Annotated in this window: 21 protein-coding genes and 2 pseudogenes; 13 read left to right on the top strand and 10 right to left on the bottom strand. The window is 63.9% G+C overall.

Features of this window, described 5'->3' with window-relative positions; genetic code table 11:
* Positions 1-83: 83 nt before the first annotated feature.
* Positions 84-3,871, top strand: a pseudogene (metH, locus tag D6C00_RS07330) (methionine synthase).
* 794 nt (positions 3,872-4,665) lie between these two features.
* Here metH and D6C00_RS07335 read toward each other — a convergent pair.
* Positions 4,666-5,475, bottom strand: a complete 810-nt coding sequence (locus D6C00_RS07335) for a PEP-CTERM sorting domain-containing protein (protein WP_158675346.1) — start codon at positions 5,473-5,475, stop codon at positions 4,666-4,668.
* Between the two features lie 263 nt (positions 5,476-5,738).
* On the opposite strand from D6C00_RS07335, the gene D6C00_RS07340 reads away from it, so the two are divergent.
* The 4 genes from D6C00_RS07340 to D6C00_RS07355 all read left to right on the top strand — a co-directional run bounded on the left by D6C00_RS07340 (position 5,739) and on the right by D6C00_RS07355 (position 8,279).
* Complete coding sequence (locus D6C00_RS07340; RefSeq protein WP_125181121.1) at positions 5,739-6,551, top strand: DUF2189 domain-containing protein; 813 nt, start codon at positions 5,739-5,741, stop codon at positions 6,549-6,551.
* A 209-nt stretch (positions 6,552-6,760) separates the two neighbouring features.
* Positions 6,761-6,967: a transcription antiterminator/RNA stability regulator CspE gene (cspE, locus tag D6C00_RS07345; RefSeq protein ID WP_096364248.1), complete on the top strand. Its 207-nt coding sequence runs from the start codon at positions 6,761-6,763 to the stop codon at positions 6,965-6,967.
* Positions 6,968-7,082: 115 nt separating this feature from the next.
* Positions 7,083-7,607: a DsrE family protein gene (locus D6C00_RS07350; RefSeq protein WP_125181122.1), complete on the top strand. Its 525-nt coding sequence runs from the start codon at positions 7,083-7,085 to the stop codon at positions 7,605-7,607.
* 117 nt (positions 7,608-7,724) lie between these two features.
* Positions 7,725-8,279 (top strand): hypothetical protein, encoded by a 555-nt coding sequence (locus D6C00_RS07355; protein WP_125181123.1) that lies wholly within the window; start codon positions 7,725-7,727, stop codon positions 8,277-8,279.
* 102 nt (positions 8,280-8,381) lie between these two features.
* Here D6C00_RS07355 and D6C00_RS07360 read toward each other — a convergent pair whose 3' ends face one another.
* Entirely contained in the window at positions 8,382-9,794 is a 1,413-nt protein-coding gene (locus D6C00_RS07360; RefSeq protein ID WP_170165446.1) for a Glu/Leu/Phe/Val family dehydrogenase, read from the bottom strand.
* Positions 9,795-9,946: 152 nt separating this feature from the next.
* The gene (locus D6C00_RS07365) at positions 9,947-10,630 is read right to left on the bottom strand and encodes an OmpA family protein (RefSeq protein WP_158675347.1); all 684 of its coding nucleotides are present in this window, start codon (positions 10,628-10,630) and stop codon (positions 9,947-9,949) included.
* A 229-nt stretch (positions 10,631-10,859) separates the two neighbouring features.
* Between D6C00_RS07365 and D6C00_RS07370 the strand changes: the two genes are divergently transcribed.
* The 8 genes from D6C00_RS07370 to D6C00_RS07405 all read left to right on the top strand — a co-directional run bounded on the left by D6C00_RS07370 (position 10,860) and on the right by D6C00_RS07405 (position 18,055).
* The gene (locus D6C00_RS07370) at positions 10,860-11,141 is read left to right on the top strand and encodes a GIY-YIG nuclease family protein (protein WP_125181125.1); all 282 of its coding nucleotides are present in this window, start codon (positions 10,860-10,862) and stop codon (positions 11,139-11,141) included.
* Positions 11,138-12,064 (top strand): amidohydrolase family protein, encoded by a 927-nt coding sequence (locus tag D6C00_RS07375; RefSeq protein ID WP_125181126.1) that lies wholly within the window; start codon positions 11,138-11,140, stop codon positions 12,062-12,064. The genes D6C00_RS07370 and D6C00_RS07375 overlap by 4 nt, the downstream gene beginning before the upstream one ends.
* A 101-nt stretch (positions 12,065-12,165) precedes the next feature.
* Entirely contained in the window at positions 12,166-13,161 is a 996-nt protein-coding gene (locus D6C00_RS07380; protein WP_125181127.1) for a response regulator, read from the top strand.
* A gap of 2 nt (positions 13,162-13,163) precedes the next feature.
* Entirely contained in the window at positions 13,164-14,126 is a 963-nt protein-coding gene (locus tag D6C00_RS07385; RefSeq protein ID WP_125181128.1) for a sensor domain-containing diguanylate cyclase, read from the top strand.
* 45 nt (positions 14,127-14,171) lie between these two features.
* Entirely contained in the window at positions 14,172-14,543 is a 372-nt protein-coding gene (locus D6C00_RS07390; protein ID WP_241546822.1) for a TraR/DksA family transcriptional regulator, read from the top strand.
* A gap of 5 nt (positions 14,544-14,548) precedes the next feature.
* A complete protein-coding gene (locus D6C00_RS07395; protein WP_125181129.1) occupies positions 14,549-14,860 on the top strand; it encodes a DUF2288 domain-containing protein in 312 nt (103 codons plus the stop codon).
* Between the two features lie 78 nt (positions 14,861-14,938).
* The gene (locus D6C00_RS07400; protein WP_125181130.1) at positions 14,939-16,213 is read left to right on the top strand and encodes an MFS transporter; all 1,275 of its coding nucleotides are present in this window, start codon (positions 14,939-14,941) and stop codon (positions 16,211-16,213) included.
* A 21-nt stretch (positions 16,214-16,234) separates the two neighbouring features.
* A complete protein-coding gene (locus D6C00_RS07405) occupies positions 16,235-18,055 on the top strand; it encodes a hypothetical protein (protein WP_125181131.1) in 1,821 nt (606 codons plus the stop codon).
* A gap of 17 nt (positions 18,056-18,072) precedes the next feature.
* Here D6C00_RS07405 and D6C00_RS07410 read toward each other — a convergent pair whose 3' ends face one another.
* The 7 genes and pseudogenes from D6C00_RS07410 to D6C00_RS07440 all read right to left on the bottom strand — a co-directional run bounded on the left by D6C00_RS07410 (position 18,073) and on the right by D6C00_RS07440 (position 23,768).
* Positions 18,073-18,552 carry an ATP-grasp domain-containing protein gene (locus D6C00_RS07410; RefSeq protein WP_158675348.1) on the bottom strand — a complete coding sequence of 160 codons (480 nt, stop codon included), beginning with the start codon at positions 18,550-18,552 and terminating at the stop codon, positions 18,073-18,075.
* Between the two features lie 820 nt (positions 18,553-19,372).
* A pseudogene (gene moaB, locus D6C00_RS07415) lies at positions 19,373-19,882 on the bottom strand (molybdenum cofactor biosynthesis protein B); the annotation flags it as partial.
* Between the two features lie 599 nt (positions 19,883-20,481).
* On the bottom strand, positions 20,482-20,850 hold the full coding sequence (locus D6C00_RS07420; protein WP_125181133.1) for a hypothetical protein: 369 nt from the start codon (positions 20,848-20,850) through the stop codon (positions 20,482-20,484).
* 14 nt (positions 20,851-20,864) lie between these two features.
* A complete protein-coding gene (locus D6C00_RS07425) occupies positions 20,865-21,884 on the bottom strand; it encodes a tetratricopeptide repeat protein (protein ID WP_158675349.1) in 1,020 nt (339 codons plus the stop codon).
* Positions 21,815-22,489, bottom strand: a complete 675-nt coding sequence (locus D6C00_RS07430) for a response regulator (RefSeq protein ID WP_125181135.1) — start codon at positions 22,487-22,489, stop codon at positions 21,815-21,817. The genes D6C00_RS07425 and D6C00_RS07430 overlap by 70 nt, the downstream gene beginning before the upstream one ends.
* Positions 22,490-22,652: 163 nt before the next feature.
* Complete coding sequence (locus D6C00_RS07435) at positions 22,653-23,063, bottom strand: rhodanese-like domain-containing protein (protein WP_125181136.1); 411 nt, start codon at positions 23,061-23,063, stop codon at positions 22,653-22,655.
* A gap of 180 nt (positions 23,064-23,243) precedes the next feature.
* Complete coding sequence (locus tag D6C00_RS07440) at positions 23,244-23,768, bottom strand: hypothetical protein (RefSeq protein ID WP_125181137.1); 525 nt, start codon at positions 23,766-23,768, stop codon at positions 23,244-23,246.
* Between the last annotated feature and the right edge of the window lie 2 nt (positions 23,769-23,770).

Consider the following 23,770-nt stretch of genomic DNA (forward strand, 5'->3'; position numbering starts at 1 on the left):
TGTGACGCCGGCGCCTCCAGCTGTTAGAATTATCGGGATTTTTCCCCAAATTTCCCAATATTTAGCAACCAAGAGACTGACGTATGAAGACATTCAAGGAAAGTCTCCGAGAACGAATCCTTATCCTCGACGGTGCCATGGGCACCATGATCCAGAGCTACAAGCTCGAAGAGGCCGATTACCGCGGCGAGCGCTTCAAGGACTGGCCCTGCGACCTGAAGGGCAACAACGACCTGCTGCAGCTCACCCAGCCCAAGATCATCCGCGACATCCACACCGCCTACCTGGAGGCCGGCGCGGACATCATCGAGGCCAACACCTTTTCCTGTACCTCCATCGCCATGGCCGACTACCAGATGGAGGACCTGGCCTATGAGCTGAACAAAGCCGGCGCCGAAGTGGCCCGCGAGGCCGCCGATGCCATGACCGAGAAGACCCCGGACAAGCCGCGCTATGTCGCCGGCATCCTGGGCCCGACCAACCGCACTGCAAGCATCTCGCCGGACGTAAACAACCCGGGCTTTCGCAACGTCAACTTCGACCAGCTCAAGGACGCCTACTACGAAAATGTGCGCGGACTGGTCGACGGCGGCGTGGACGTACTGCTGATCGAGACCATCTTCGATACCCTGAACGCCAAGGCGGCGGTGTTCGCCATCGAACAGTATTTCGAGGACACCGGCAGGGAGAAGCTGCCGGTGATCATCTCCGGCACCATCACCGACGCCTCCGGGCGCACGCTCTCGGGCCAGACCGCTGAAGCCTTCTTCAACTCGCTGCGCCACGCCGACCCGGTCTCGCTGGGCTTCAACTGCGCCCTGGGCGCAAAGGAACTGCGTCAGCACATCGAGGAGCTGTCCGGTATCGCCGACTGCGGCGTGAACGCACACCCCAACGCGGGGCTTCCCAACGAGTTCGGCGAATATGACGAGTCGCCCGAGGCCATGGCCGCAGAGATCCGCGAGTGGGCCGAGAGCGGCTTTCTCAACATCATCGGCGGCTGCTGCGGCACCACCCCGGCGCACATCCAGGCCATCGCCGAGGCAGTGGCCGAATTTCAGCCGCGCAAGATCCCGCAGCATGACGTCGACACCATGCGCCTGTCGGGTCTGGAGCCGTGCAACATCACCGAGGACTCGTTGTTCGTCAATGTCGGCGAACGCACCAACGTCACCGGCTCGGCCAAGTTCAAGCGCCTGATCCTGGATGAGAAATTCGACGAGGCCCTGGAGGTCGCCGCCCAGCAGGTGGAGAACGGCGCCCAGATCATCGACATCAACATGGACGAGGGCATGCTCGACGGCGAGGAGGCAATGGTTAAATTCCTCAACCTGATCGCCTCCGAGCCCGACATCTCGCGGGTACCGGTGATGATCGACTCCTCCAAGTGGCACATCATCGAGGCCGGCCTGAAGTGCATCCAGGGCAAGGGCATCGTCAACTCCATCTCCATGAAGGAAGGCGAGGAGGAGTTCATCCGTCAGGCGAAACTGTGCCGCAAATACGGCGCGGCTGTCATCGTCATGGCCTTCGACGAGGAAGGCCAGGCGGATACGAAGGAACGCAAGATCGAGATCTGCACCCGGGCCTACAAGCTGTTGACCGAGCAGATCGGCTTCCCGGAAGAGGACATCGTCTTCGACCCCAACATCTTTGCCATCGCCACCGGCATCGATGAGCACAACAACTCGGCGTGGACTTCATCGAAGCCGTCCACGAGATCAAGCAGAGCCTGCCGCACGCCAAGGTCAGCGGCGGGGTAAGCAACGTCTCCTTCTCCTTCCGCGGCAACAACCCGGTGCGCGAGGCCATCCATGCCGTGTTCCTGTACCACGCTATCAAGGCGGGCATGGACATGGGCATCGTCAACGCCGGCCAGCTGGCCATCTACGACGACCTGCCGGAGGAACTGCGCGAGGCGGTGGAGGACGTGGTGCTCAACCGCCGTGACGATTCCACCGAGCGGCTGCTGGATCTCGCCGACAAGTACAAGGGCGAGGGCGGCACCGTCGAGAAGAAGGAAGACCTCGAGTGGCGTGAATGGCCGGTCGAGAAGCGCCTGGAACACGCCCTGGTCAAGGGCATCGACGCCTATGTCGAGGAGGACACCGAGGCCGCCCGCCAGAACGCCGAGCGCCCGATCCACGTGATCGAGGGCCCGCTGATGGACGGCATGAACGTGGTCGGCGACCTGTTCGGCGAGGGCAAGATGTTCCTGCCGCAGGTGGTCAAGTCCGCGCGCGTGATGAAAAAGGCCGTGGCCCATCTCATCCCCTACATCGAGGCCGAGAAGTCCGAGGGCCAGCAGGCCAAGGGCAAGATCCTGATGGCCACGGTGAAGGGCGACGTGCACGACATCGGCAAGAACATCGTCGGCGTGGTGCTGCAGTGCAACAACTTCGAGGTCATCGACATCGGCGTGATGGTGCCGGCGCAGAAGATCCTCGACACCGCGCGCGAGCAGAACGTCGACATCATCGGCCTGTCCGGCCTGATCACGCCCTCGCTGGACGAGATGGCGCACATGGCCAAGGAGATGGAGCGCGAAGGCTTCGACATCCCGCTGCTGATCGGCGGCGCGACCACCTCGCGCGTACATACGGCGGTGAAGATCCAGCCCCACTACACCCGCAACGCAACCGTCTACGTCAAGGATGCCTCGCGCGCCGTGGGCGTGGCCCAGAACCTGGTCTCCGAGGCCAACAGGGACAACTACGTCGCCGAGATCAAGGCCGAGTACGAAAAGGTCCGCGAGATGCACGCCGGCAAGAAGGCCAAGACCAACTGGGTGACTCTGGAAGCCGCGCGGGCCAACAAGACCCCGATCGACTGGGATAGCTATACCCCGACCCGGCCGGCGGCCTTCGACAAGGGTGCCGACGCCACGGCGGGTGACAAGCCCAGACCGGAAGTCGTGCATGGTGACGGCTACAGCGTGCTGCGCTTCGACAACTATCCGCTGGAGCAGATCGCCGAGTACATCGACTGGACGCCGTTCTTCAAGACCTGGGAACTGGCCGGCAGCTATCCGAAGATCCTCGACGACGAGGTGGTCGGCGAGCATGCCCGCTCGCTGTTCAACGACGCCCGGGAGATGCTCCAGCAGATCATCGACGAGAAGTGGCTCGAGGCACGCGGCGTGTTCGGCCTGTTCCCGGCCAACCAGGTGAATGATGACGACATCGAGCTCTACACCGATGACTCACGCGGCAAGTCGCTGCTCACCCTGCATCACCTGCGCCAGCAGAACCAGAAGCCGCCGGGCCGGCCCAACCAGTGCCTGGCCGACTATGTGGCGCCGCAGGACAGTGGCCTGAAGGACTATCTCGGCGCCTTTGCCGTGACCGCCGGCATCGGCATCGACGAGCATGTGGAACGCTTCGAGCAGGAGCACGACGACTACCGTTCCATCATGCTCAAGGCCCTGGCCGACCGTCTGGCCGAGGCCTTCGCTGAGCTGCTGCACGAGCGGGTGCGCAAGGAGTTCTGGGGCTATGCCAGTGACGAGGCGCTGGACAACGATGCCCTGGTCAAGGAACAGTACCAGGGCATCCGTCCCGCCCCCGGCTACCCGGCCTGCCCCGAGCACACCGAGAAGGCGCTGCTGTGGAAGCTGATCGACCCGGTCAACAACGCCGGCCTGGCGCTGACCGAGTCCTTCGCCATGGTCCCGACCGCGGCCGTGAGCGGCTTCTACTTCGGCCACCCCGAGGCGCGCTACTTCGGCGTGGGCAAGATCAACCGCGACCAGGTCGAGGACTACGCCCGGCGCAAGGGCATGAGCCTGGAAGAGGCCGAGCGCTGGCTGGCGCCGAACCTGGGCTACGACCCGGACGACGCGCCTTCCGAGCAGAAGAAGGCCGCCGGCTGATAACAGGCCCGCACGACAAGCCCGCCGCATCCCGGCGGGTTTTTTTTGCCTGGCACAACGCCGGCCAGCTCAGCGCCCCGGTGGGCTCGAGTATTGGATGGCTTAATCTTACAAATAATCAATTGATTGCCGCCGCTGTCAGGCATACCCCAATCAGTGCCCCTGCTTCCGCCCGACCCCGATACTGCCTGATGTCCTACGCATGACCGCCGGTATTGCCGATATTTTTCCGGATTCCGGTATGTAAGGTGGAAATTGATAGACAAAAAAATGACGAGACAGAGTGATGGTCATGAGGAGGTGGGGAGATGATGAGAACAAAGAAACTTCGTCCAGTAACCCGGCTGACACGTCTGTGCGGGGCGCTCGTGCTCGTACTCGGAGCGTCACTTGCACTGAAGGCAGGACTGTCCGGCGCCGGCCTGCAGGCCGAGTGTCAGTGCTATCAGGTACCGGCGACGGCCGGTACCAGCCATCAGGCAGCGACTGAAGCGCCGCCGGTGCAGAGGCTGTTGCTGATCGGACTGATCAGCCTGCTGGCCTTGCGCAGCTATAACCGGTATTTCCGGTCGCGTGCAATCGCTCAATACCGCTCTGTGAAGCGCCTGTCCCTGAGTGGGAAACCGGTCCCGTGGCGGGGCTCCACATAGCTGATGCAGGGTCGGAATCGACGGCCAGTCACAGAAGCCCGCCGTATCCCGGCGGGCTTCTTTATATGTTCCACCGGGGATTGCCGGCATAAAAAACCCCGTTCCTGCGGAACGGGGCCTGGCTTGAGGGGCAACCGCTGCCGATTATCGCACCAGCTTGCGCCTGCCGGCCGCGCCCATGCCGATCAGGCCGATGGCCAGCAGTGCCACGGTCGTTGGTTCAGGGATGGTACCTGTCTGGCATTCGGGGGCATCGGGGGTCTGCGAGCAGTCAGTTGAGCGGATGGCACTGTAGAGCACCTGGGCCTGCGAATAGTTGTAGAACCCGAAGCTGCCGTCCGTGAAGCTGGACACGCCGGAAACATCCGCCGGGGTGATGCTCAGCTCGGTGGTGCCATTGACGCTCACCTCGATCAGGTTGCTGGTGAAGATGATGTTGAAAGCATAGTCGACCAGGTCGGCATAGCCCGTGTTGCCCAGGCTGTTCGCCCGTGTGATCAGGCTCACCTCGCCTGCTGTGTGCTGCCAGTAGGAACCGCCAGTGCCGGTGGTGTTGCCATTGGAGCCATTGGTGACATGGGAGATGGCCAACCCCTGGCCCCAGCCAGACTGATCGCCCTGTTTCCAGTCGATGAGGTAGAAATCGGCGCTGGAGGAGAAGATCTCGCCGCTGTTGTAGCCCAGCACGAAGCCGATGAAATCATCATCGCCGTCGGAGCCGACCCGGATGTTGCCGCTCAGGGCCGTATTCTGGCTGCTGGTGGCGGTGGGGTCGAAAAAGACCGTGGGCGCACCATTGACGGTCTGCAGTACCGAGTCGTTGCCGGCCTGGACATTCCAGCTGGAGCTGCCGCCTTCCGCGGTCCAGCCGCTCAGGTCCACGGCAACGGCCTGTGCCTGCACGGAGACCAGCAGTCCGGTAGCCGCCAGCGCGAGTGTTTTTATCAGTTTCATCTCTGTTTCTCCTTTATTGGTATTGGTGCCGGAGCCCTGGGAATCCGGCAGCGTCTTGCGTGATGACAGACCTATGCACGAATCGTGCAAGAGCTGCATTTGATTGTTATTACTAGGGAAAAAATATCTGCCCTGCAGAAACTGTAAAAATTCGTGACACTGTCCTCCTGGCCGCCGCTTGAATTTCTCGCCCTTGCGTCCGATTCTTATGCTGATATTCCTGCCTTGATTACAACCAGAATTCATCTGAGGGCGAGACCTCCATGGACGAGCGCGAGGACAGCGCAGACAGCGACGCCCTGCCCTTTGCCGCCCCGGCGCGTACGCTGGAGCCCACCGCGCCGCTGTGCTGGCTGCGCGCAGGGCTGGAGGACATGCGCCGGGCCCCGGCCCTGAGCCTGGGCTACGGGGTGGTCATGACCCTGCTCAGCGCACTGATCGCGGCCCTGAGCTGGCGCTTCGGCACCCTGGGCCTGTATCTCGGGCTGGCCACCGGCTTCCTGTTCATCGGTCCGGTGCTGGCCATCGGGCTGTACTCCTTCAGCTGCCAGATCGAGGCCGGCCAGCGGCCGGTACCCGGCCACTGCCTGCGCGAAGGCGGGCGCCACCTCAAGGACCTGCTGATCTTCTCCATGGTGCTGCTGGTGATCTTTCTGATCTGGGCGCGCGCGGCCACCATGGTGCATATCTTCTTTCCGGTCGAGGCCGACTATGGCCTGCGCGAACTGGCGGGCTTCCTGCTCGTCGGCAGCGCGGTGGGCGCCGTGTTCGCCGCCGTGGTCTTCACCGCCAGCGCCTTCTCCCTGCCCATGATCATGGACCGGCGGGTCGACGCCATCACCGCCGTAATCACCAGCGCCAACGCGGTGCTGCGCAACAAGACCGCGCTGCTGGTCTGGGCGCTGATCATTTTCACCTCTGTGCTGGCGGGTTTTGCCACCGCCCTGCTGGGCTTCGTGGTACTGCTGCCGCTGCTGGGACACGCCACCTGGCACGCCTATCGCGATACCATCGATGCCAGCGCCTGGCCGCGTCACGCCGCGCCGGACCCCGATTCCAGCACCGCGCGCGGCTGAGAAAATTCTGCTTGCATTTTTTTATAATCGTGTATACTTCGTCATGTGGCGCGTGCAGGCGAGACGAAAACCGCTCCCGCGACCGCAGAAAGATTTAGTTGCACGTTCGTTAGGTCATCAGAAGCACCCTTTGGTTACTCCTGCACCTTGCCTTTCCCGACTGCAATTAGATTCACAATCTTGAAACATGATTTACTGAGGTAATCTACATGAGTACTGGTACTGTTAAGTGGTTCAACGAGTCCAAGGGTTACGGCTTCATCTCGCCGGCTGACGGCAGCGATGACGTGTTCGTGCACTTCTCCGCGATTCAGGGCAGCGGCTTCAAGACCCTGGCCGAAGGCCAGGCCGTGAGCTTCGACGTGGAACAGGGTCCCAAGGGCCTGCAGGCTGCCAACGTGGTGGCCCAGGGCTGAACCCTTACCATCCCGGGCGCAAGCCAAACCCCGCCAACCGGCGGGGTTTTTTATTGCCTGGACGCCGGCGGGAACTATGCTTGCCTGAAGCACACCCCGTTCACGGAGGCCCGCCATGCCCCTGCTGCGTATCCTGTCCGCCCTCGTCCTGCTGCTCTGGCTGCCGGGGGCGCCGGCGGAGACCGACACCGCCGGCGCCCGCTTCGAGCAAACCCCCTATGGTGAGGCCAGGGTCATATTCGACTTCTATTTCGACGAACCGGCCAAGATCAACAGCGCGCTCTACTGGCTGCGCTCCTACATGAACCCCCTGACCGAGGAGCCCTACGGCCAGGCACCGGAGTTCATGGACATCAAGGTTATTATTCACGGCACCGAAATCGTCACCGTCGCCGCGCACAACGAGAAAAAATATCAGGACGCGGTCGACCGCATGCGCTACTACGCCCAGCTGGGCGTTGAATTCCGGGTCTGCGGCCTGGCGGCGGAGGACTACGGCTATCGCCTCGAGGATTTCCAGGACTTCATCGTCGTGACCCCGTCGGCGATCACGGAGCTGGCCCACTGGCAGCAGCAGGGCTATGCGCTGATCACGCCGCAGGTACTGGAGCGGCGCCACAGCATCGAGTCTATCCGGTAATCCTTCCAGGCAGTGGCGATGTCAACGCAGAGGACGCAGAAACGCAAAGGCGCAGAAAGTTCTGCCTTACTCGCCTTTGCGTCTCTGCGTCTCTGCGTCCTCTGCGTTGTTGTCACTGTGGCAACGGGTCTGTCGGGCTGCGCCACGCAAACCCCGCGCGGAACCGCCAGCCCCTGGTATGCACCGCCGGTGGGCACGCGGGTGATCCTGCCCGAGGCGATCACCATTCCGGCGCGCTCTGCACGGGCGTATTTCCAGGACGGCCGGATCACCGGGGGCGGCGTGAATCATTTCGCACCACACTGCCAGCTGGAGATCAACACGGTCAGCGACACCACGCAGACGGTGCGCGCGGGTGAATTCGTCATCACCGGCGTGAGCCGGCGCAGTCATGAAGTGGTTGAGGCGGGCGAAGTACGGGTGGCGACTCGGTTCGGGATCGGCATCGGCATCGGCCTGTTCGGCTCGGACGTGGGCGATATCATGCAGGCCTGGCACATGCGGCTGCACGCCGAGAACCGGCCGGAGGTGCGCGCCCTGATCTGCGGCGGGGCCTTCGATCACCCGTCCCGGGCGGAGACGCCCAGCATCGACGAGATGCGCAGGGCGCTGGGCAAACATGTCATTCTCGAACTGCCGCGGCAGGACAACCCGCAGGCGGGTGACCCGTAACTGCAGGATGGGTGAAGGCACCTGTGCCGTAACCCATCATTCAATCGCTCCGCGATGACGCGATGGGTTGCGCTGCGCTTCACCCATCCTGCGCCTCCTCACTCAGAATAACCCCACATCCAGATAGGAGCGCGCGATCTTGCGGATGGACACGGCATAGGCAGCCGTGCGCAGGTCGTTGATGGTCTCGCTCTCGCGCAGGGCCTCGCTGATCTCCTGATACCCCATGCGCATGCTGTCGTCCAGGCCGGAACGCACCAGGTCCACCTCGTCGGCACCGTGGGCGATCCGGGTGCGCATCTCATCGGTGATACTGGCCCCGGTCATCTCCTCCAGGAAGGCCGCCATCTGGTGGCCGCGCACCTCGTCATGGCGGCGCTGCATACGCCCGAAGCGGATATGGGAGATGTTCCGGATCCATTCGAAATAGGACACGATCACGCCGCCGGCATTGGCGAAGGCGTCGGGAACGATGACCACGCCGCGCTTGTTGAGCACCTCGTCGGCGCCGTAGGTGACCGGGCCGTTGGCCGCCTCCACGATCAACCGGGCCTGGATCCGTTCGGCGTTGTCCAGGGTGATCTGGCCCTCCATCGCTGCCGGGATCAGGATGTCGCATTCCTTCTCCAGCACCGCATCGCCATTTTCCTCGTAGGTACCGCCCGGGAAGTTCCTGATGCCGTGGTGCTGGATGATGTGCTGATAGACCTCCTCCACGTTCAGGCCGGCGTCGTTGATCAGGGCGCCGTCGCGCTCGATGATGGCCGTGATCAGAACGCCGTCATCCTCGGACAGAAACTTGGCAGCGTGATAACCGACATTGCCCAGCCCCTGGATGACAACGCGCTGGCCGTCCAGGCCGCTGTCCAGCCCGGCGCGCCTGACATCCTTTGAATGGCGGAAGAATTCACGCAGCGCGTACTGCACGCCGCGCCCGGTGGCCTCGACCCGGCCACGGATACCACCGTGATGGACCGGCTTGCCGGTGACACAGGCGGTGTAGTTGATGTCCTCGGGATGCAGCTGCTTGTAGGTATCGGCCATCCAGGCCATCTCGCGCTGGCCGGTACCTATGTCGGGCGCGGGCACGTTGGTAGAGGGGTTGAGAAAACCCTTGCGCACCAGCTCCAGGGCGAAGCGGCGTGTGATCAGCTCCAGCTCCTCGCGCTCATACAGGTTCGGATCGATGTTGAGCGCCCCCTTGGAGCCGCCGAAGGGCACGTCCACGATGGCGCACTTGTAGGTCATCAACGCGGCCAGGGCCTCGACCTCGTCCTGGTCGGCATAGGAGGCGTAACGGATACCGCCCTTGGCCGGCAGGCGGTGGGTGCTGTGCGTGGCGCGCCAGCCGGTGAAGACCTCGATCTTGCCGCGGATCTTGACCGGAAACTGTACCTGCAGCACCTCGTTACAGGCCTTGATGGCGTTGGCCGTGCCCTCGTCCAGACCGACAGCGCTGATCGCGCGATCGACCATCAGATTGACACTCTCGCGAAAGGTCGGCTCCTGCTGCATCTGGTTATCCCTTTTCTGCCCGGTTTGCCGACACAGTAATCCATGCCGGCGGCGGAAGAAAGCCGGGAAACAAAAAACGCCACCCTCGTCAAACAAGGGTGGCGTCATCTGTCCACCGTGCGCGATACAGCATCGGCACGGTCGGTCCGGTTCTACCTCGCCGGATCCTCCACCACCTCGAAGGCGGAGAATTCGATGTCGGTACGCCGGTTGGGGCCCAGGCAGTCGATCAGTGCCTGTCCGCGCATCCCTTCGCACTGCTTCACCGGGTTGGCCTCGCCCATGGCCTGTACCTCCAGCGCCTGGGCGGGTACACCCTGCTCCAGCAGGTACCGCTCCACAACCTGTGCGCGTTCCCGCGAGAGTTTCAGGTTGTACTCCTCGGAACCGATCTGGTCGGTATGGCCGACAATACGGATGCTGGGATCGCGGGACTGCTTGAGGGTCCGGGCGATATCACCCAGCTTGTCCTTGCCCTCCTGTGTCAGTTCCGCCTTGTCAAACTCGAAATAGGTATCCGAACTCAGACTGATGCGACGCAGCACGGGCTCGGGTTCGGGCTCGGGCTCCATGGCCGCCACTTCGGTCTCGGGTTCGGGCCGGTTCGCCTCGGCCAGTTTCGGCTCGCATTCCATGATGGCCATGCCTTCCTTCCAGCTGGAGGTGTGCACGCATTCGCCGAAATCTGTGCGAACGATAGTGCCGGGACTATCGGTGACATAGCCCGAGGGCTCGTCCGCCTGCGCGGCCGGAACGGCCAGCAGGGACAGGCCGGTTATCAGGCCGGCCCCGACACGACTGAGGCGAGGGGTATCGCCAAACATGTTACGAAACATCTGCGTCTCCTCATTATTTGTTTGCGGTATGCATTCCCGGAGACAGCTGAGCCGCCATCCGGTTCCGGCCCTGGCGCATCCAGGCATGGTATAGCGCCTGAAAATATGACAGGGTTCACTTACTGAAAGGCTAGACCCTGAGCCCCGACTGTCAATCCTGCGGCGGCATTCGGAGGCGGTATTTCGCCGGATTTTGTCATACGTCAATCCGGGGGTATATTTCTGCGTCATGGCAAACACGGGCACGAACTGGCAGGTCTACATCATCCGCTGCAGCTGCGGCAGCCTGTACACCGGCATCACCACTGACGTGGAACGCCGCTTCAGGCAGCATGCGAGCCGCCGCGGCGCACGCTATTTCCGCGGCCGCACACCCGAGGCGGTGGTCTACCTCGAGGCCGGCCATTCCCGGGCCACCGCCAGCCGCCGGGAAGTTGCCATCAAACGGCTGCCGCGCCATGCCAAGCTGCAGTTGCTGGCGTCGGCACAGAATCAACTGACGGGATCATGAAGCCGCATACGATGGCGCCTTTCCGGCACCTTGCCCTCTTCCTGTCATTGTTGTTGCCTGGCGGCAACACCTTTGCCGCCGAGCTCCGGCCGCTGGCCGATGTCCATATCCATTACAAGTGGAGCCAGAAGGATGCGACCTCCGCGCAGCAGGCAGTGGATATCCTTGCCGACCACCGCGTCGAACTGGCCGTGGTGATCGGCACCCCGCCGGAACTGGCGCTGGAACTGCAGCGGCTGGCCCCGCAGCGCGTCATCCCCATCTGGAGTCCCTACCGCGACAGCGGCGAGTGGTCGCGCTGGGCCTTCGACGAAGAGGTCCCGCAACGCGCCCGGGAGGCCCTGGCCGGCGGAGACTACCGGGGTATCGGCGAGCTGCACCTGATCGGCGGCTTCTCCCCGCGCTGGGACACCCCGGTGATCCGCACCCTGCTGGAACTGGGCGCGGAGTTCGAGGTGCCGGTAATGCTGCACACCGAATTCAGCCGCAACACCTATCTGCTGGAGCTGTGCCGGGCCCATCCGCAGACCCGCATCCTGTGGGCCCACGCCGGCGCCATCCTCGCGCCTGAAGCCGTCGCTGAGGTGCTTGCCGCCTGCCCCAATGTCTGGGCGGAGCTGTCGGCCCGCGACCCCTGGCGGTTCGTGCGCCACCCGATCACCGCTGACGACGGCGCCCTGCTGCCGGAATGGGAAAGCCTGATCCGGCGCTTTCCGGCACGCTTCATGGTCGGCTCGGATCCGGTCTGGCCGGTCGATGCCATGGACGGCTGGGACCGCACCGATACCGGCTGGGAGGAATATGGCCGTTTCATCGGTTTCCACCGGGACTGGCTGGGACGGCTGGAACCGGAGCTGGCCCGGAAGCTGCAGCTGGAGAATGCCCGCCGGTTGTTTGACGGCATGGCCGGCGGCGGCGACTGAGCCTGCCCGGCTATGGCAAAGCGGCCGATGCACCCGGATAATGGCCGCACATCGTACATAACAACTACCGCGTATCGCGCCGGTATAGCCAGACACAACCGATGCCGACACCCGTTCTGATCTGTGACGACTCCAGCTTCGCCCGCAAGCAGATGGCGCGCGCCCTGCCGCCGGGCTGGGATGTCGAGATCAGCTTCGCCACCAACGGTCAGGAGGCCCTGGAGGCGATCGCCGCCGGCAAGGGCGATGTCCTGTTCCTGGATCTGAACATGCCGGTGCTCGACGGTTACGAAACCCTGGCCGAAATCCGCCACCGCGATCTGCCCGCGATGGTCATCGTGGTCTCCGGCGATGTCCAGCCCGAGGCCCGCGACCGGGTGCTGGCACTCGGGGCGATGGACTATATCAGGAAACCCATCGACGTCGACAAGGTCGAGGCCATTCTGAACAAGTTCGGCATCCGCTTCGACGCCGCCCACCAGACCCCGCGCGAGATCGACATCGCCGTCGAGGCACTGGACGTGCACCAGGAGATCGTCAACATCGCCATGGGCCGGGCCGCCGATCTGCTGGCCCGCAGCCTGGGGGTATTCGTCAAGCTGCCGGTGCCGCAACTCCAGCTGGTCGAACGCAACGCCCTGCAGCAGGCCCTGGCCCAGGCCAGTCTCAGCGAGGCCGTCTTCGTGGTCAGCCAGGGCTTCATCGGCGCCGGCATCGGCGGCGAGGCGCTGCTGAGTTTCACCGAGTCCAGCTTCGCCCAGCTGGCCGAGCTGATGCACTATGAAGGCGCACTCGACGCCAGCGCCGAGACCGAGCTGATCATGGACACGGCCGGCATCCTGATCGGCGCCTGCCTCAACGGCATCGCCGAACAGCTGGACATCGACTTCAGCCAGAGCCATCCCACCGTACTCGGCCGCCACACCTCCTGGGAGGAACTGCTGCGCGCCCGGCAGGACAGCAACGAGCAGATACTGGTCATCGAACTGGACTACGCCATCGAGGACCGCGACATCCACTGCGACCTGATCCTGTTCATCAGCGGCGAATCGCTCGCGCTGCTCAACGAACGCATCGCCTACCTGAAATACGCCTGAGCATGGAAAGCAAGATCGACATCAAGGAAATCCACTGGCTGATGGACATGCTGCAGACCATCGATGTCGGCCTGGTGGTGCTGGATCGCGATTACCGGGTACAGATGTGGAACAGCTTCATGGAGAACCACAGCGGCCTGACGCCCGCGCATGTGATGGGCCACAACCTGTTCAGCCTGTTCGGCGAGATCCCCGAGGCCTGGTTCAAGCGCAAGCTGGACATGGTGTTCGAACTCAATACCCGTTCCTTCACCACCTGGGAGCAGCGCCCCTATCTGCTGAAATTCCGTACCTATCGCCCCATCAGCTCACCGGCCGAGCACATGTACCAGAACGTCACCCTGATCCCGGTCGGCTCGGCCGACGGCCGGATCCGTCACGTGGGCGTGATCATCTACGACGTCACCGACACCGCCCTGGGCAAACTGGAGCTGGAGAGCGCCAACGATCAGCTCGCCCAACTCTCACGCACCGACCGGCTCACCGGCCTGAACAACCGCGGCTACTGGGAGGAATGCCTGCAGCAGGAGTTCGCCCGCTTCCAGCGCAGCAAGGCAGCCTGCTCCCTGATCATGTTCGACATCGACCACTTCAAGCCGGTCAACGACACCCACGGCCATCAGGCCGGGGATGAGGTCATCCGGGTGACCGCCGCCACCCTGCTCAACACCGTCCGCACCACCGACATCGCCGGGCGCTACGGCGGCGAGGAATTCGTCGTCATCCTTACCGACACCGATGCCGCCAGCGCCCGCTACGTGGCCGAGCGGCTGCGCAAGAAGATCGAGGCGCTGACGGTGGAATACGAGGGCAAGGCGATCGACCACACCATCAGCCTGGGCGTGGCCGAACTCACCCCCGGACTGGCCAGCCATCAGGCCTGGCTGGAACAGGCCGACCAGGCCCTGTACCGGGCCAAGGAAGGCGGCCGCAACCGCGTCGTGGTCCACGCTGAGCCGGACTGAGGTAGTACCGTATCGGGTTGTTCCGGCCTGCGTTATCATTTATTAATGAGAACGTTAGTATCCATGCGCGACGACATCGACATCGAGGCCCTGCGCCAGCGCCTGCTGGATCGTGCCCGCGAGCTGGAGGCGATGGCCGAGACCCGGCGCCAGGCCGGCCGGACCGTGGAGCTTGACCAGAGCCGCACCGGCCGGCTGTCACGCATGGACGCCATGCAGGCCCAGGCCATGGCGCACGCGGGCGAGGCCCGGGCGCAGGACGAATACCGCCGCATCCAGGCCGCGCTGAAGCGCATCGACAGCGGCGACTATGGCGACTGCCTGGACTGCGGCGATCCGATCGGTGCCGGCCGTCTGAACTTCGACCCGGCCATCACCCTGTGCCTGGCCTGTGCGGAGCAACGCGAACAGCGGTAGCAGGAATGGATCAGTCACACCCGCCACACACGCCGGAGTCACTCAACCAGGAAACCGCCCGCATCCGCTGGGCGGAGCTGGAACGTCACTTCGCCCGCGGCGTGGTCATCCGGGTGGCCCGGGAACTGGACCTGGTCGCGGTCGCCGTGGCCTTCGCCAACGACGACAGGGCGGCGGTCGAGGCGTGGCTGGAAGGCGGCGCTCTCAATCATCTGGACACCGACACCGCCCGTGACTGGCGCGAGCGCGATCCGGAGCTGTGGGCGGTGGTCACCGCGCCCTGGGTGCTGGTGCAGGAACCGGCGCTCAAACCCTGACGCCGACCGTCGATCTGATCGCTTCCCTCACCGCAGCGTCATTGCTATGCTCACGCGCTATCAACTGGCCGGGCCGCCATGCTGAGAACCTTCTACTCCATCTACTCGCTACTTACGGCGGTCGCCCTGCTGCTGCTCGGCTCCGGCCTGCTCGGCACCGTGGTGGCCCTGCGCGCCAGCGCCGAGTTCCTGTCCAACGACCTGACCGGCATCATCATGTCGGGCTTCTTCCTGGGTTACGTAATCGGCTCCTACATCTGCCCGCGCATCCAGCACAATGTCGGGCACATCCGCAGCTTCTCGGCCTTCGCCGCCATCGGCTGCGCCTCGGTCATTCTGCACGCTCTGTGGGTCGACCCGATCGTCTGGTGGCTGCTGCGCATCCTCACCGGCATCAGCATGCTGGGCATGTACCTGGCCATCGAGTCCTGGCTGAACAATCTGGCCACCAACGAGAATCGCGGCCGGCTGTTCGCCATCTACATGACCATCAACCTCCTGGCTCTGGGCTCGGGCCAGTACATGCTGTTGATCTACGGCTTCGACGGTACCGAACCCCTGGCCCTGAGCGCGTTGTTCTTCTCGCTCGCCCTGGTGCCGATCGCGCTGACCCGCATGCTCCAGCCGGCCGCGGTCAGCGTGCCCAGCCTGGGCCTGCGCCAACTGTATCGCACCTCGCCGCTGGGCGTGATCGGGGCCCTGATCTCCGGGCTGGTCAGCGGCGCCTTCTGGGGCCTGGGGCCGATCTATGCCACCGGCGTGGGTCTGACCGATTTCGGCATCGCCCTGTTCATGAGCGCGGTGATCTTCGGCGGCGCCCTGCTGCAGTGGCCCATCGGCCATCTGTCCGACAACCACGACCGCCGGCTGGTACTGCAGAATGTCAGCCTGCTCGGCGCGGCCGCGGCCCTGGCCGTGTTTTTCCTGGCCGCCATCGAACTCAGGTACGCCCTGATCCTGTCGGTAGCCCTGGGCGGCTGCGCCTTCTCGGTCTACTCGCTGTCGGTGGCCCACACCAACGACCACCTGGACGCCAGCCAGATGCTCGAGTCCAGCCGCAGCCTGCTGCTGCTCAGCGGCATCGGCTCCAGCATCGGCCCTATCCTGGCCGGTGTGGCCATCGAATGGTCGGGCAGCCAAGGCCTGATGCTGTATTTCGCCATCCTGCTGGTCATTCTGGCCCTGTATTCCGCCCGCCGCCGGCGCGTGGGGGCGATCATCCCGACTGAGGAGCAGGGCGAGTTCGTCGCCATGGCCCGCACCTCGCCCGCGGTCCTGGAACTTGACCCCCGGGTGGAGGTCGAGGAGGATGAAACCGGGGCCGGCGGCGAGCCGTCCCCTCCACCATCCTGAGCGGGAGACTCCTGGGACGCGATGACACAGCTCGACCTCAGCATCCCTCCCCTGATTCATCAGGCCGACGCGGACGACGCCCCTGCCGTGATCCAGCGCTGGCTGGACGGCCTGCCCAAGCTCAACCAGGCCGAATTCGCCGAGGCGGTCGTCGGCCGGCTCAAACGCATCAACCAGACCGTGCTCGAGGCCCCCGCGCGCCATGTCGTGATGGCCGCCTTCGCCAGTGAAGCTGGCCACCTGATCGAGCGTTTCTGCACCCAGTGCGGCCAGGTCAACTTTCCACTCAAACCGCAGAAGATCGCCATCTACGAACAGGCCCAGGCGCTGCTGGAGGCCATGGCCAACGGTTACAAGCTGCTGGCCATGCAACTGGCGCGCGATCCCGGTCAGCTCGACGGTGAGACGCGCATCATCCTGCACGAAAGCCTGCTGCATGCCACCGAACAGCTCTCGCGCCGGGTGCTGATCGCCTTTGCCATCTACCGCGATGCCCCGCCCGGCGTGTGGCGGGAAATCCATCAGCTGTATCGCTTCGCCGAGGGCCACGACCTGGCCACCGAACGGGTCGAACACATGTCGGACTGGTCGGTGGGCATCGCCTACACCCAGATCGTGGTTGCGGCCCTGTGCAACCCCTTCCATCTGTTCCAGAACGAGATCCACGATGTCTATGTCCGGCTGCGCAAGTGGGCCGGCGCTGTGCACCTGCGCCACGGCGAGGAGTTCGACACACCGCTGGAGGAACTCACGGCCGAGCGCTATTTCATCGACCTGGACAGCGACGCCCCGCCCCGCCACGGTGTGGCCGCCCGTCCCGGCGAGCGCGCGGCCACCCGCCTGCTGGACATCCGCGAACTGGAACGCATCACCGCCGACAAGGTCAGGACGCTGACCCAGCGCAAGGACCTGAGCTACCGCGAACACCAGGAGCGCGATCTGCTGCGACGGCTGCGCAACGCCTGGAGCCGGCGCCCGACCCGCAACGAGGCGCGTGCCGAACGCTGCAGCCAGGCACTGGTGGTGGCAGGACTCACACCGGCCCATCATTACCTCTCGGGCCGGGTCGAGTTCGACCCGGAGTCCTTCGAGATCCACATGCACGGCGACCGCATGCAGGGCACCAGCGGCCTGTCGCTGGTACCGATGGAGCAGGAAAGCTGGCGCGAGTCCGATGTGCGTCGCAAGCTGGCGGAAGGCGTGATCAAGCCGCGCAGCTACGGCTTCGACTACACCGCCCGCGACGACGATGTCTGGAAACGCGCCAATGTCGCCTCCAGCCGCGCCAAAACCGAGATCGAGACCGCGCTGGAACAGCGCATCACCCAGAGCGTGGCGCAGCTGGATACGCTGGATGAGAGCGACAGCGGCTTCGGCTTCACCTGCCCGGCGGATGTGCATATCAACATCAATGTGGGCTCGCTGCTGGCGGTGCAGGAATGCAAGGACACGGACCGCTGGTGCCTGGCGGTGATCCGCTGGATGCGAACCCGGCCCGACCTGTCACTCCAGCTGGGCGCCCGCCTGATCCCCGGGACCACCCGGGCCGTGGCGGTGCGCGGCATCGAGGGTCACGGCGCCCACACCCAGTACCAGCGCTGTATCGTACTCACGTCCGAGGACGACAGCCGCAGCTATATCGTTCCCGCCGGGCTGTTCCATGTCGGCAGCCTGATGCTGCTCAACGACGGAGAGCGGCTGCGTCTGCTGCGCTTCACCCGGCTGGCGGAAATGACCAAGAGCTACAACCGCTACATGGCCGAGGACGTGGAACTCAACGAAGCGCGCCATGAGCAGGTGGTGCAGTCACTGTACAAGCTGCTCTACAGCTCGGAGACATGACCGAATCCGCCCGATTGTCACGCCGCCAGCGGCGTGTCCGGATCACGGTCGGCGGGACCACCATCGACACGTGAGAGATAATCGTCGATCAGCGGCGCGATACGGATGCCCTGGCGGTTGAGTGCCTCCAGCCCGAACAGGGGATTGAACTCCAGGATATAGAACCGGCCCTGCACCTCGGCGACATCGAAGCCGGCGTGATCGATACCGAGCCGGCGAGCGACGCGCTCGACCAGGGCGACGGCCGCCTCCGGCACCCCGTCGAAGCTGACTGTTCCGCCGCGGGCGATATTGGTGTGGAATACCCCGGGCGCGGCCCGGCGCCAGTAAGCGCTGACCACCCGGTCGCCGACGTGGACGATGCGCAGATCACGCTCAATGGGCAGGTATTCCTGCAGGTACAACACCTCGTTACGCCGGGCGTACTCCTGCAGGGCGGTCCGGCTGTCGATCAGGAACACGCCCTCACCGCGGGCCGAGCGCACCTCCTTGGCCACCAGCGGCAGGCTCAGTGTAGCCAGCGCCTCTTCCAGCTTCGCCGGGGTGGAGGCGCCGATCGCAGGTCTCGTTCACATTTTGCGTCCACCGCTCGCAGCGCCCTCTCATCTCGATCTTGTATGACCCAGGTTATAGGGGGCCGGGTTTTGTAAGATGCGTGCGACCCAGGGCATAAATCAGCTGTTTAACTGCCAGTATCCTTGTAACAGCATCCAGTCCGCAGCCCGGATCTTCTCGGCAGTTTGCGTAAGCTTTCTCGGCTTGGATATTTGTGAGCCTCGGCATTCCCAGGGTGCGCAGGCCTTTTCATAAGCTTATACGTATTCACGGACGGGAAGACAAAAACGGCACTCAATTGCTATAAATCCGCTTTCCTTTGCCTCTTCAACGAGAATATTCTTATGGTTAAGATCGCCTGCAACTATTTAACCGCCGCTAAAAGAATCCCCAACCGCTGTGGGGCGAATATACTTGGTCAAACCCTCCAGCCGCAAATCCCCAATCATGTCCTGATGAAACCAACCCACCTAAATGGACCGGTCGCCCTGGCCGCGCTGGCCGACGAACGAGTAACAGGCCGCAGCAGATCCCTTGAAAGACTCAATGACTTCGTCTCTGGCAACAGAATATACCGATCCGCTTCGACGACATCTGGTGACCCTGTTGTCGAGCTGAGTCCGCCACGGCCACTGGCGCTATCTCGACCGCGGGGGCGAGCCGGTCGAACTGCCCGACGACACGCTGGACCGGCTCTATGTGAACCGCCGCCTGCAGGAAGTCGACCTGCAGGATTTCGACGGCAGCTGGGAGCCGCTTACTCTCGCGGAGACGCGGGATAAGCTGGGCCAGGTTACAGGGCCGGGTGCGGATATCCAGCTGCTGCTGGATCAGCTTGTCCCAGCCGGTGCGGCAGGCGCCGCTGGAGCCGGGAGGCAGAAGACGTAGGTGGCGTTGGCCACCCCGGCAAGCGCGCGCGACTGCAGGGTGGACGTACCGATCTCGTCATACGAGAGCATGCGGAAGATCTCACCGAAACCCTCGATCTCCTTGTCCAGCAGCACCTGATCGCCTCCGGCGTGCGTCGCGCACGGTCACGCCGGTGCCGGCCAGCCTTGCTGATCAACGGCATGAGTGTCCGGAGCGGCGAATCCAGCCCGAGACCCGGGCGCGGATGCGGTAGATGTCGTCCGGCTCGATGGCCTTCGCCGCCAGCCGGTGGCCGGCCGCCTCCAGCCGCTCGGCCAGGGTGCGCCCGGAGGTGTCGTCGGCCTCGGTGCGGGTGTCGGAGACGGTGAGTACAGCGATGTTGAGGGGGATGAAGTCAGTCATGGTTTTCACAGGTCAGGGGAATGGTATGATTTAAAGCCACGACCATCCCCGCAAGCGGGGATCGCGAGGGTTTGCCTGCACTGCCAGGCACTGGATTCCCGCCTTCGCGGGAATGACGGATAGACTGAAACCAGCTTATGATGAAGTGCCATCCGGGTTTTGGGGTCAGAGTCAGGGTGACAGGTCCAGGTGCAGGTCGGGATCGGCATTAGCCCAGATTCCCCCGCTCGACCCTACCCATGACCCCTGCCCCCTTAGGTCACGGCAGATACATGGGTAAAACCGCCCCCGCCGTCGAACCGTGTTGGCCAGTTCGAATGTAGCCCCAAGGTCCTTTGTGCCGGTGCTGCGGGCGAGGTGGGCGTGAAATACAAGACCCGCCCCGGTGGAGCCGCTTGCGGAAATCGATGCGTCCTGGACCAAATCGTGGGGCGGAGTTGACCTGCAATGGACCTCGGATAGCCCGTCCTTGTCCTCCAAGTAACAGGGCCAAACCGGCCGTCGACGGTCCCCTGGCACCGATGCGGATGCGGGTCCGCGGGTGGTAACGATGGCTTGTTGATCACGCTGTTGAGCACGGCTTGCTGAACCAGCTCGCGTCAAAGAACAAGAACCAGATCCGGGTCCAAGTCCATTCTCGAATCCACGCCCTGCAGCTGCATGAAGGCCTCTTGTTTTCCACGGAAGCACTCCTCGACCACCTCCTCGACATCGTTCTCCATGAGATTGAGCGCATAGCCCAGCTCATTGATCCGGTACAGGGAGAGCAGCTGGATCAGGTTGGAGTTCAGCCGCTTGGCCTCGTAGCGCAGCTTGCTCATGTCGCGCACGGCGGGATCGCTGGCCGCGGTCTCGCCCGCGCCGAGCTCATCCAGCGCGCCAATCAGCATCCCGACGGAATTCTTCATGTCATGGACGGAGTTGGCCAGGATCAGCGAGAAGTCATAAGGCTCCGGCTCGGTGGACATACAGGCTCCTCGTATCAGCCGTTCTGCATGGCACCCGCCATGCTGCGGCAGGCACGCTTGAGATTGTTGCGCCAGTCACGGTGGATTTCGTCACGCTCGGCGGCCCGGATATAGTCCAGCGCCCGACTCAGGTGTTCCCTGCTGGGACCGCTGTGCTTCATATACAGGACCAGGGAGTGCGCCGCGTTGAGATTGAACACGGCATTGTTGGGCATCACCTTCACGGCATTGGTGAAGAAGTCGATGGATTCCTCGATCTTCCCGGCATTGACCAGGGCCACGCCCTCGTTATTGAGGTCAACGACCTCCTTGCGGGCAGTACTGATCAGGTCCGCACCGGCCTCGGCCAGCCCGGCCTCCTCGTAGACCCGTGACAGGCGGCTGAGCACGCCCTCGTCATCATGGTGGTTCTTGACCAGGGCACGGGCCATCTCGTGGGCCTGGTCGGTGCACCCCTGTGCCAGGCAGGTCTGAATCAGCTCATTGCCGGCCGCCTCATCGAGCAGCTCGGGCTGGTTGCGGACCAGTTCCAGCGCGTCCTCCAGCACCGCCTGTGCCTGCTCGGGCCTGCCCAGGGCCTGGTGTACCCCGCTTTCGGCCACGGCCGCGACCAGGCCGGCCCGCGGATCATTCCGGCATTCGTGGCGCAATTGATCGACGATCCTGGCCGCCTCCTTGGCGTTACCCTGTTTGACCAGCACCCGCGCCAGGCCGCTGAAGTCCGTGGGCTGGCGCAGCACCGAGGCGCGCCCGACCCGCAGGGCCTGACGCCTGGCCTTCTCGGTGGTGTCATAGTCTGGGTTGAAGTCGGCGATGTCGGCCAGCGCCCGCTGGCGCTGCACGGATTTGGGCGAGACCGCCACCGCCGCCTGCAGACTGTCCTGGGCCGCTGCCGGATCGCCCTTGCGCTCCAGTGCCCGGGCGCGCCAGTCATAGGCGGCGACGAAATTGCGCTGTTGTTCGATCACGGTGTCGAAGGTGGCGATCGCGGCAGCATAGTCCTGACGGTGGAACTGGACCCGGCCCAGCCCCATCCGGGCCCAGGGCAGTTCGCGGTCATCAGTATCTCGCCGACCAGCGTCTCGGCCTGGTCGAATTCGCCGATGTTGAGCAGCATGTCGGTCTTGAGCTTGAGCAGTTCGTAGCGGAACTTGCTGCCCTGGTCGATGAGCTCGTCGCACAGCCTGATGACCCTGTTGTAGTCCTGCTGTGCCAGTGCCCTGGCCACCGGCGTCAGCAGGACCTTCTTGTCCAGCAGCTTCTTCAGCCGCGCCTGCAGCACCGTCTTGGTCACCGGCTTGGACAGGTAGGCGTCGGGCTGATACTCCAGCGCCCCCATGACCATTTCGGACGTGTTCTCGGCAGTGACCATGACGAAAGTGGTGTCATAGGGCAGCAGGTCACGATGCTTGGCTTCCTCCAGGACCTGCTGGCCATCCTTGCCCTCGCCCAGATTGTAATCGCACAGCACGATCTCGAAGCGACGCGCCTGCATCCGCTCGATGGCTTCCTCCCCGTTGCGCGCCTGCTCGATGGTATCGGCCCCGTACATGGCCAGCATGCTGCGCAGCATTGAGCGCATCTCGGGAAAATCATCCACCACCAGGATGGTCCTGCCTTTGAGGTTCCACAAAGCCATGGAAAAATCCGCTGTTACATGACTACAGGAGTTGTGTCGGCGGGGCGGGAAAAAACTCAACCCGCCGCGGCCCGGGGCCGTCGTCGGGTTGGGATGGGCACACGCAAGCAAGGCGTACTTAGTAACAATATGATTTTAAATAAATTCAACCCGCGGGCAGGACTCAGACGTAGCGCGCCTCGCGCACCAGGTGTCGGTTGTCCTTGTCCCACTGCTCGATGCCGCCGGCCAGGCTGTAGACCTCCTTGAAGCCCATCTTCTGCAGGGTGTCGGCCGCCATGGCCGAACGCCCGCCGGAGGCGCAGTACACCACCACGGGCTTGTCGCGGGCATTGACCAGCGGTTCCGCCCGCTTGGGGTACTGCGGATCGGCCGCGGCCTCCAGGATGCCGCGGGGGATCAGCATGGCGCCCTCGATGTGGGCCGATTCGTGCTCACTGGATTCGCGCACGTCCAGGATCATCAGGTCGGGGCGCTCCTGCTTCATCGACTCGAGCTGGTCACCGTCGACCTCCCTGATGCGGGATTTGGCGTCCCTGACGAAATCCATCAGGCCTTTCGGGGCATCGGACATGGTTTGCTCCTGTTCAGTTATCGTCATTGCGAGGCGCTTCGCGCCGCGGCAATCTCCAACCGGCTGAGACTGCATTATGAGATTGCCACGCTGCGTTTATGCCCTTTGGGTACTCGCAATGACGGAGCTTCGGTTTGAAAGTTGTCGAATTGCCAAAGATGAGGCTACGGAAGCCAGATTTCAAAGATCGGCATCCCGCAGTTTCCAGGTGGGTTCGCCGCGCGCACCCACCACCCCCTCGCGCTGCAGCCAGGCCAGGGCGTCCTCGGCGTCGCTCTCGAACCAGAGCCGGGCCGAGCCGAGGCGGAAACTATAGCCCCAGGCATCCATGTCGGCCAGCAACCGGCCACGGCCCACGCCGGGCAGGTGGTCGGCCAGCAGCACCTGCAGGTAGCATACCGCATCCTCCTCGGCATAGTCGCCGCCGGCGTCGGTGTGCAGGCCGCCGCGCCGCGGCGCGTCCATGCAGACATAGTGACAGGCCTCGTGCAGGGCCGAGTGCACCGGGGTGTCGGGGCGCACATACAACCGCGCGCCGATCAGTCCGGCCTCGGATTCGCCCCAGAAGCTGCCGGGGATCTCAGCCTCCGCCGCCACCGCGACCAATGCCAGGCCATAGCGCTCCAGCAGCCCGGGCAGGGTATCCCCGCCGAGCTCGGCAACGGTCATGACGGCGGGTCGGGTCTGGACTGTGGTGGTCGACATAG

Source organism: Thiohalobacter thiocyanaticus, from assembly GCF_003932505.1.
Lineage (GTDB): Bacteria > Pseudomonadota > Gammaproteobacteria > Thiohalobacterales > Thiohalobacteraceae > Thiohalobacter > Thiohalobacter thiocyanaticus.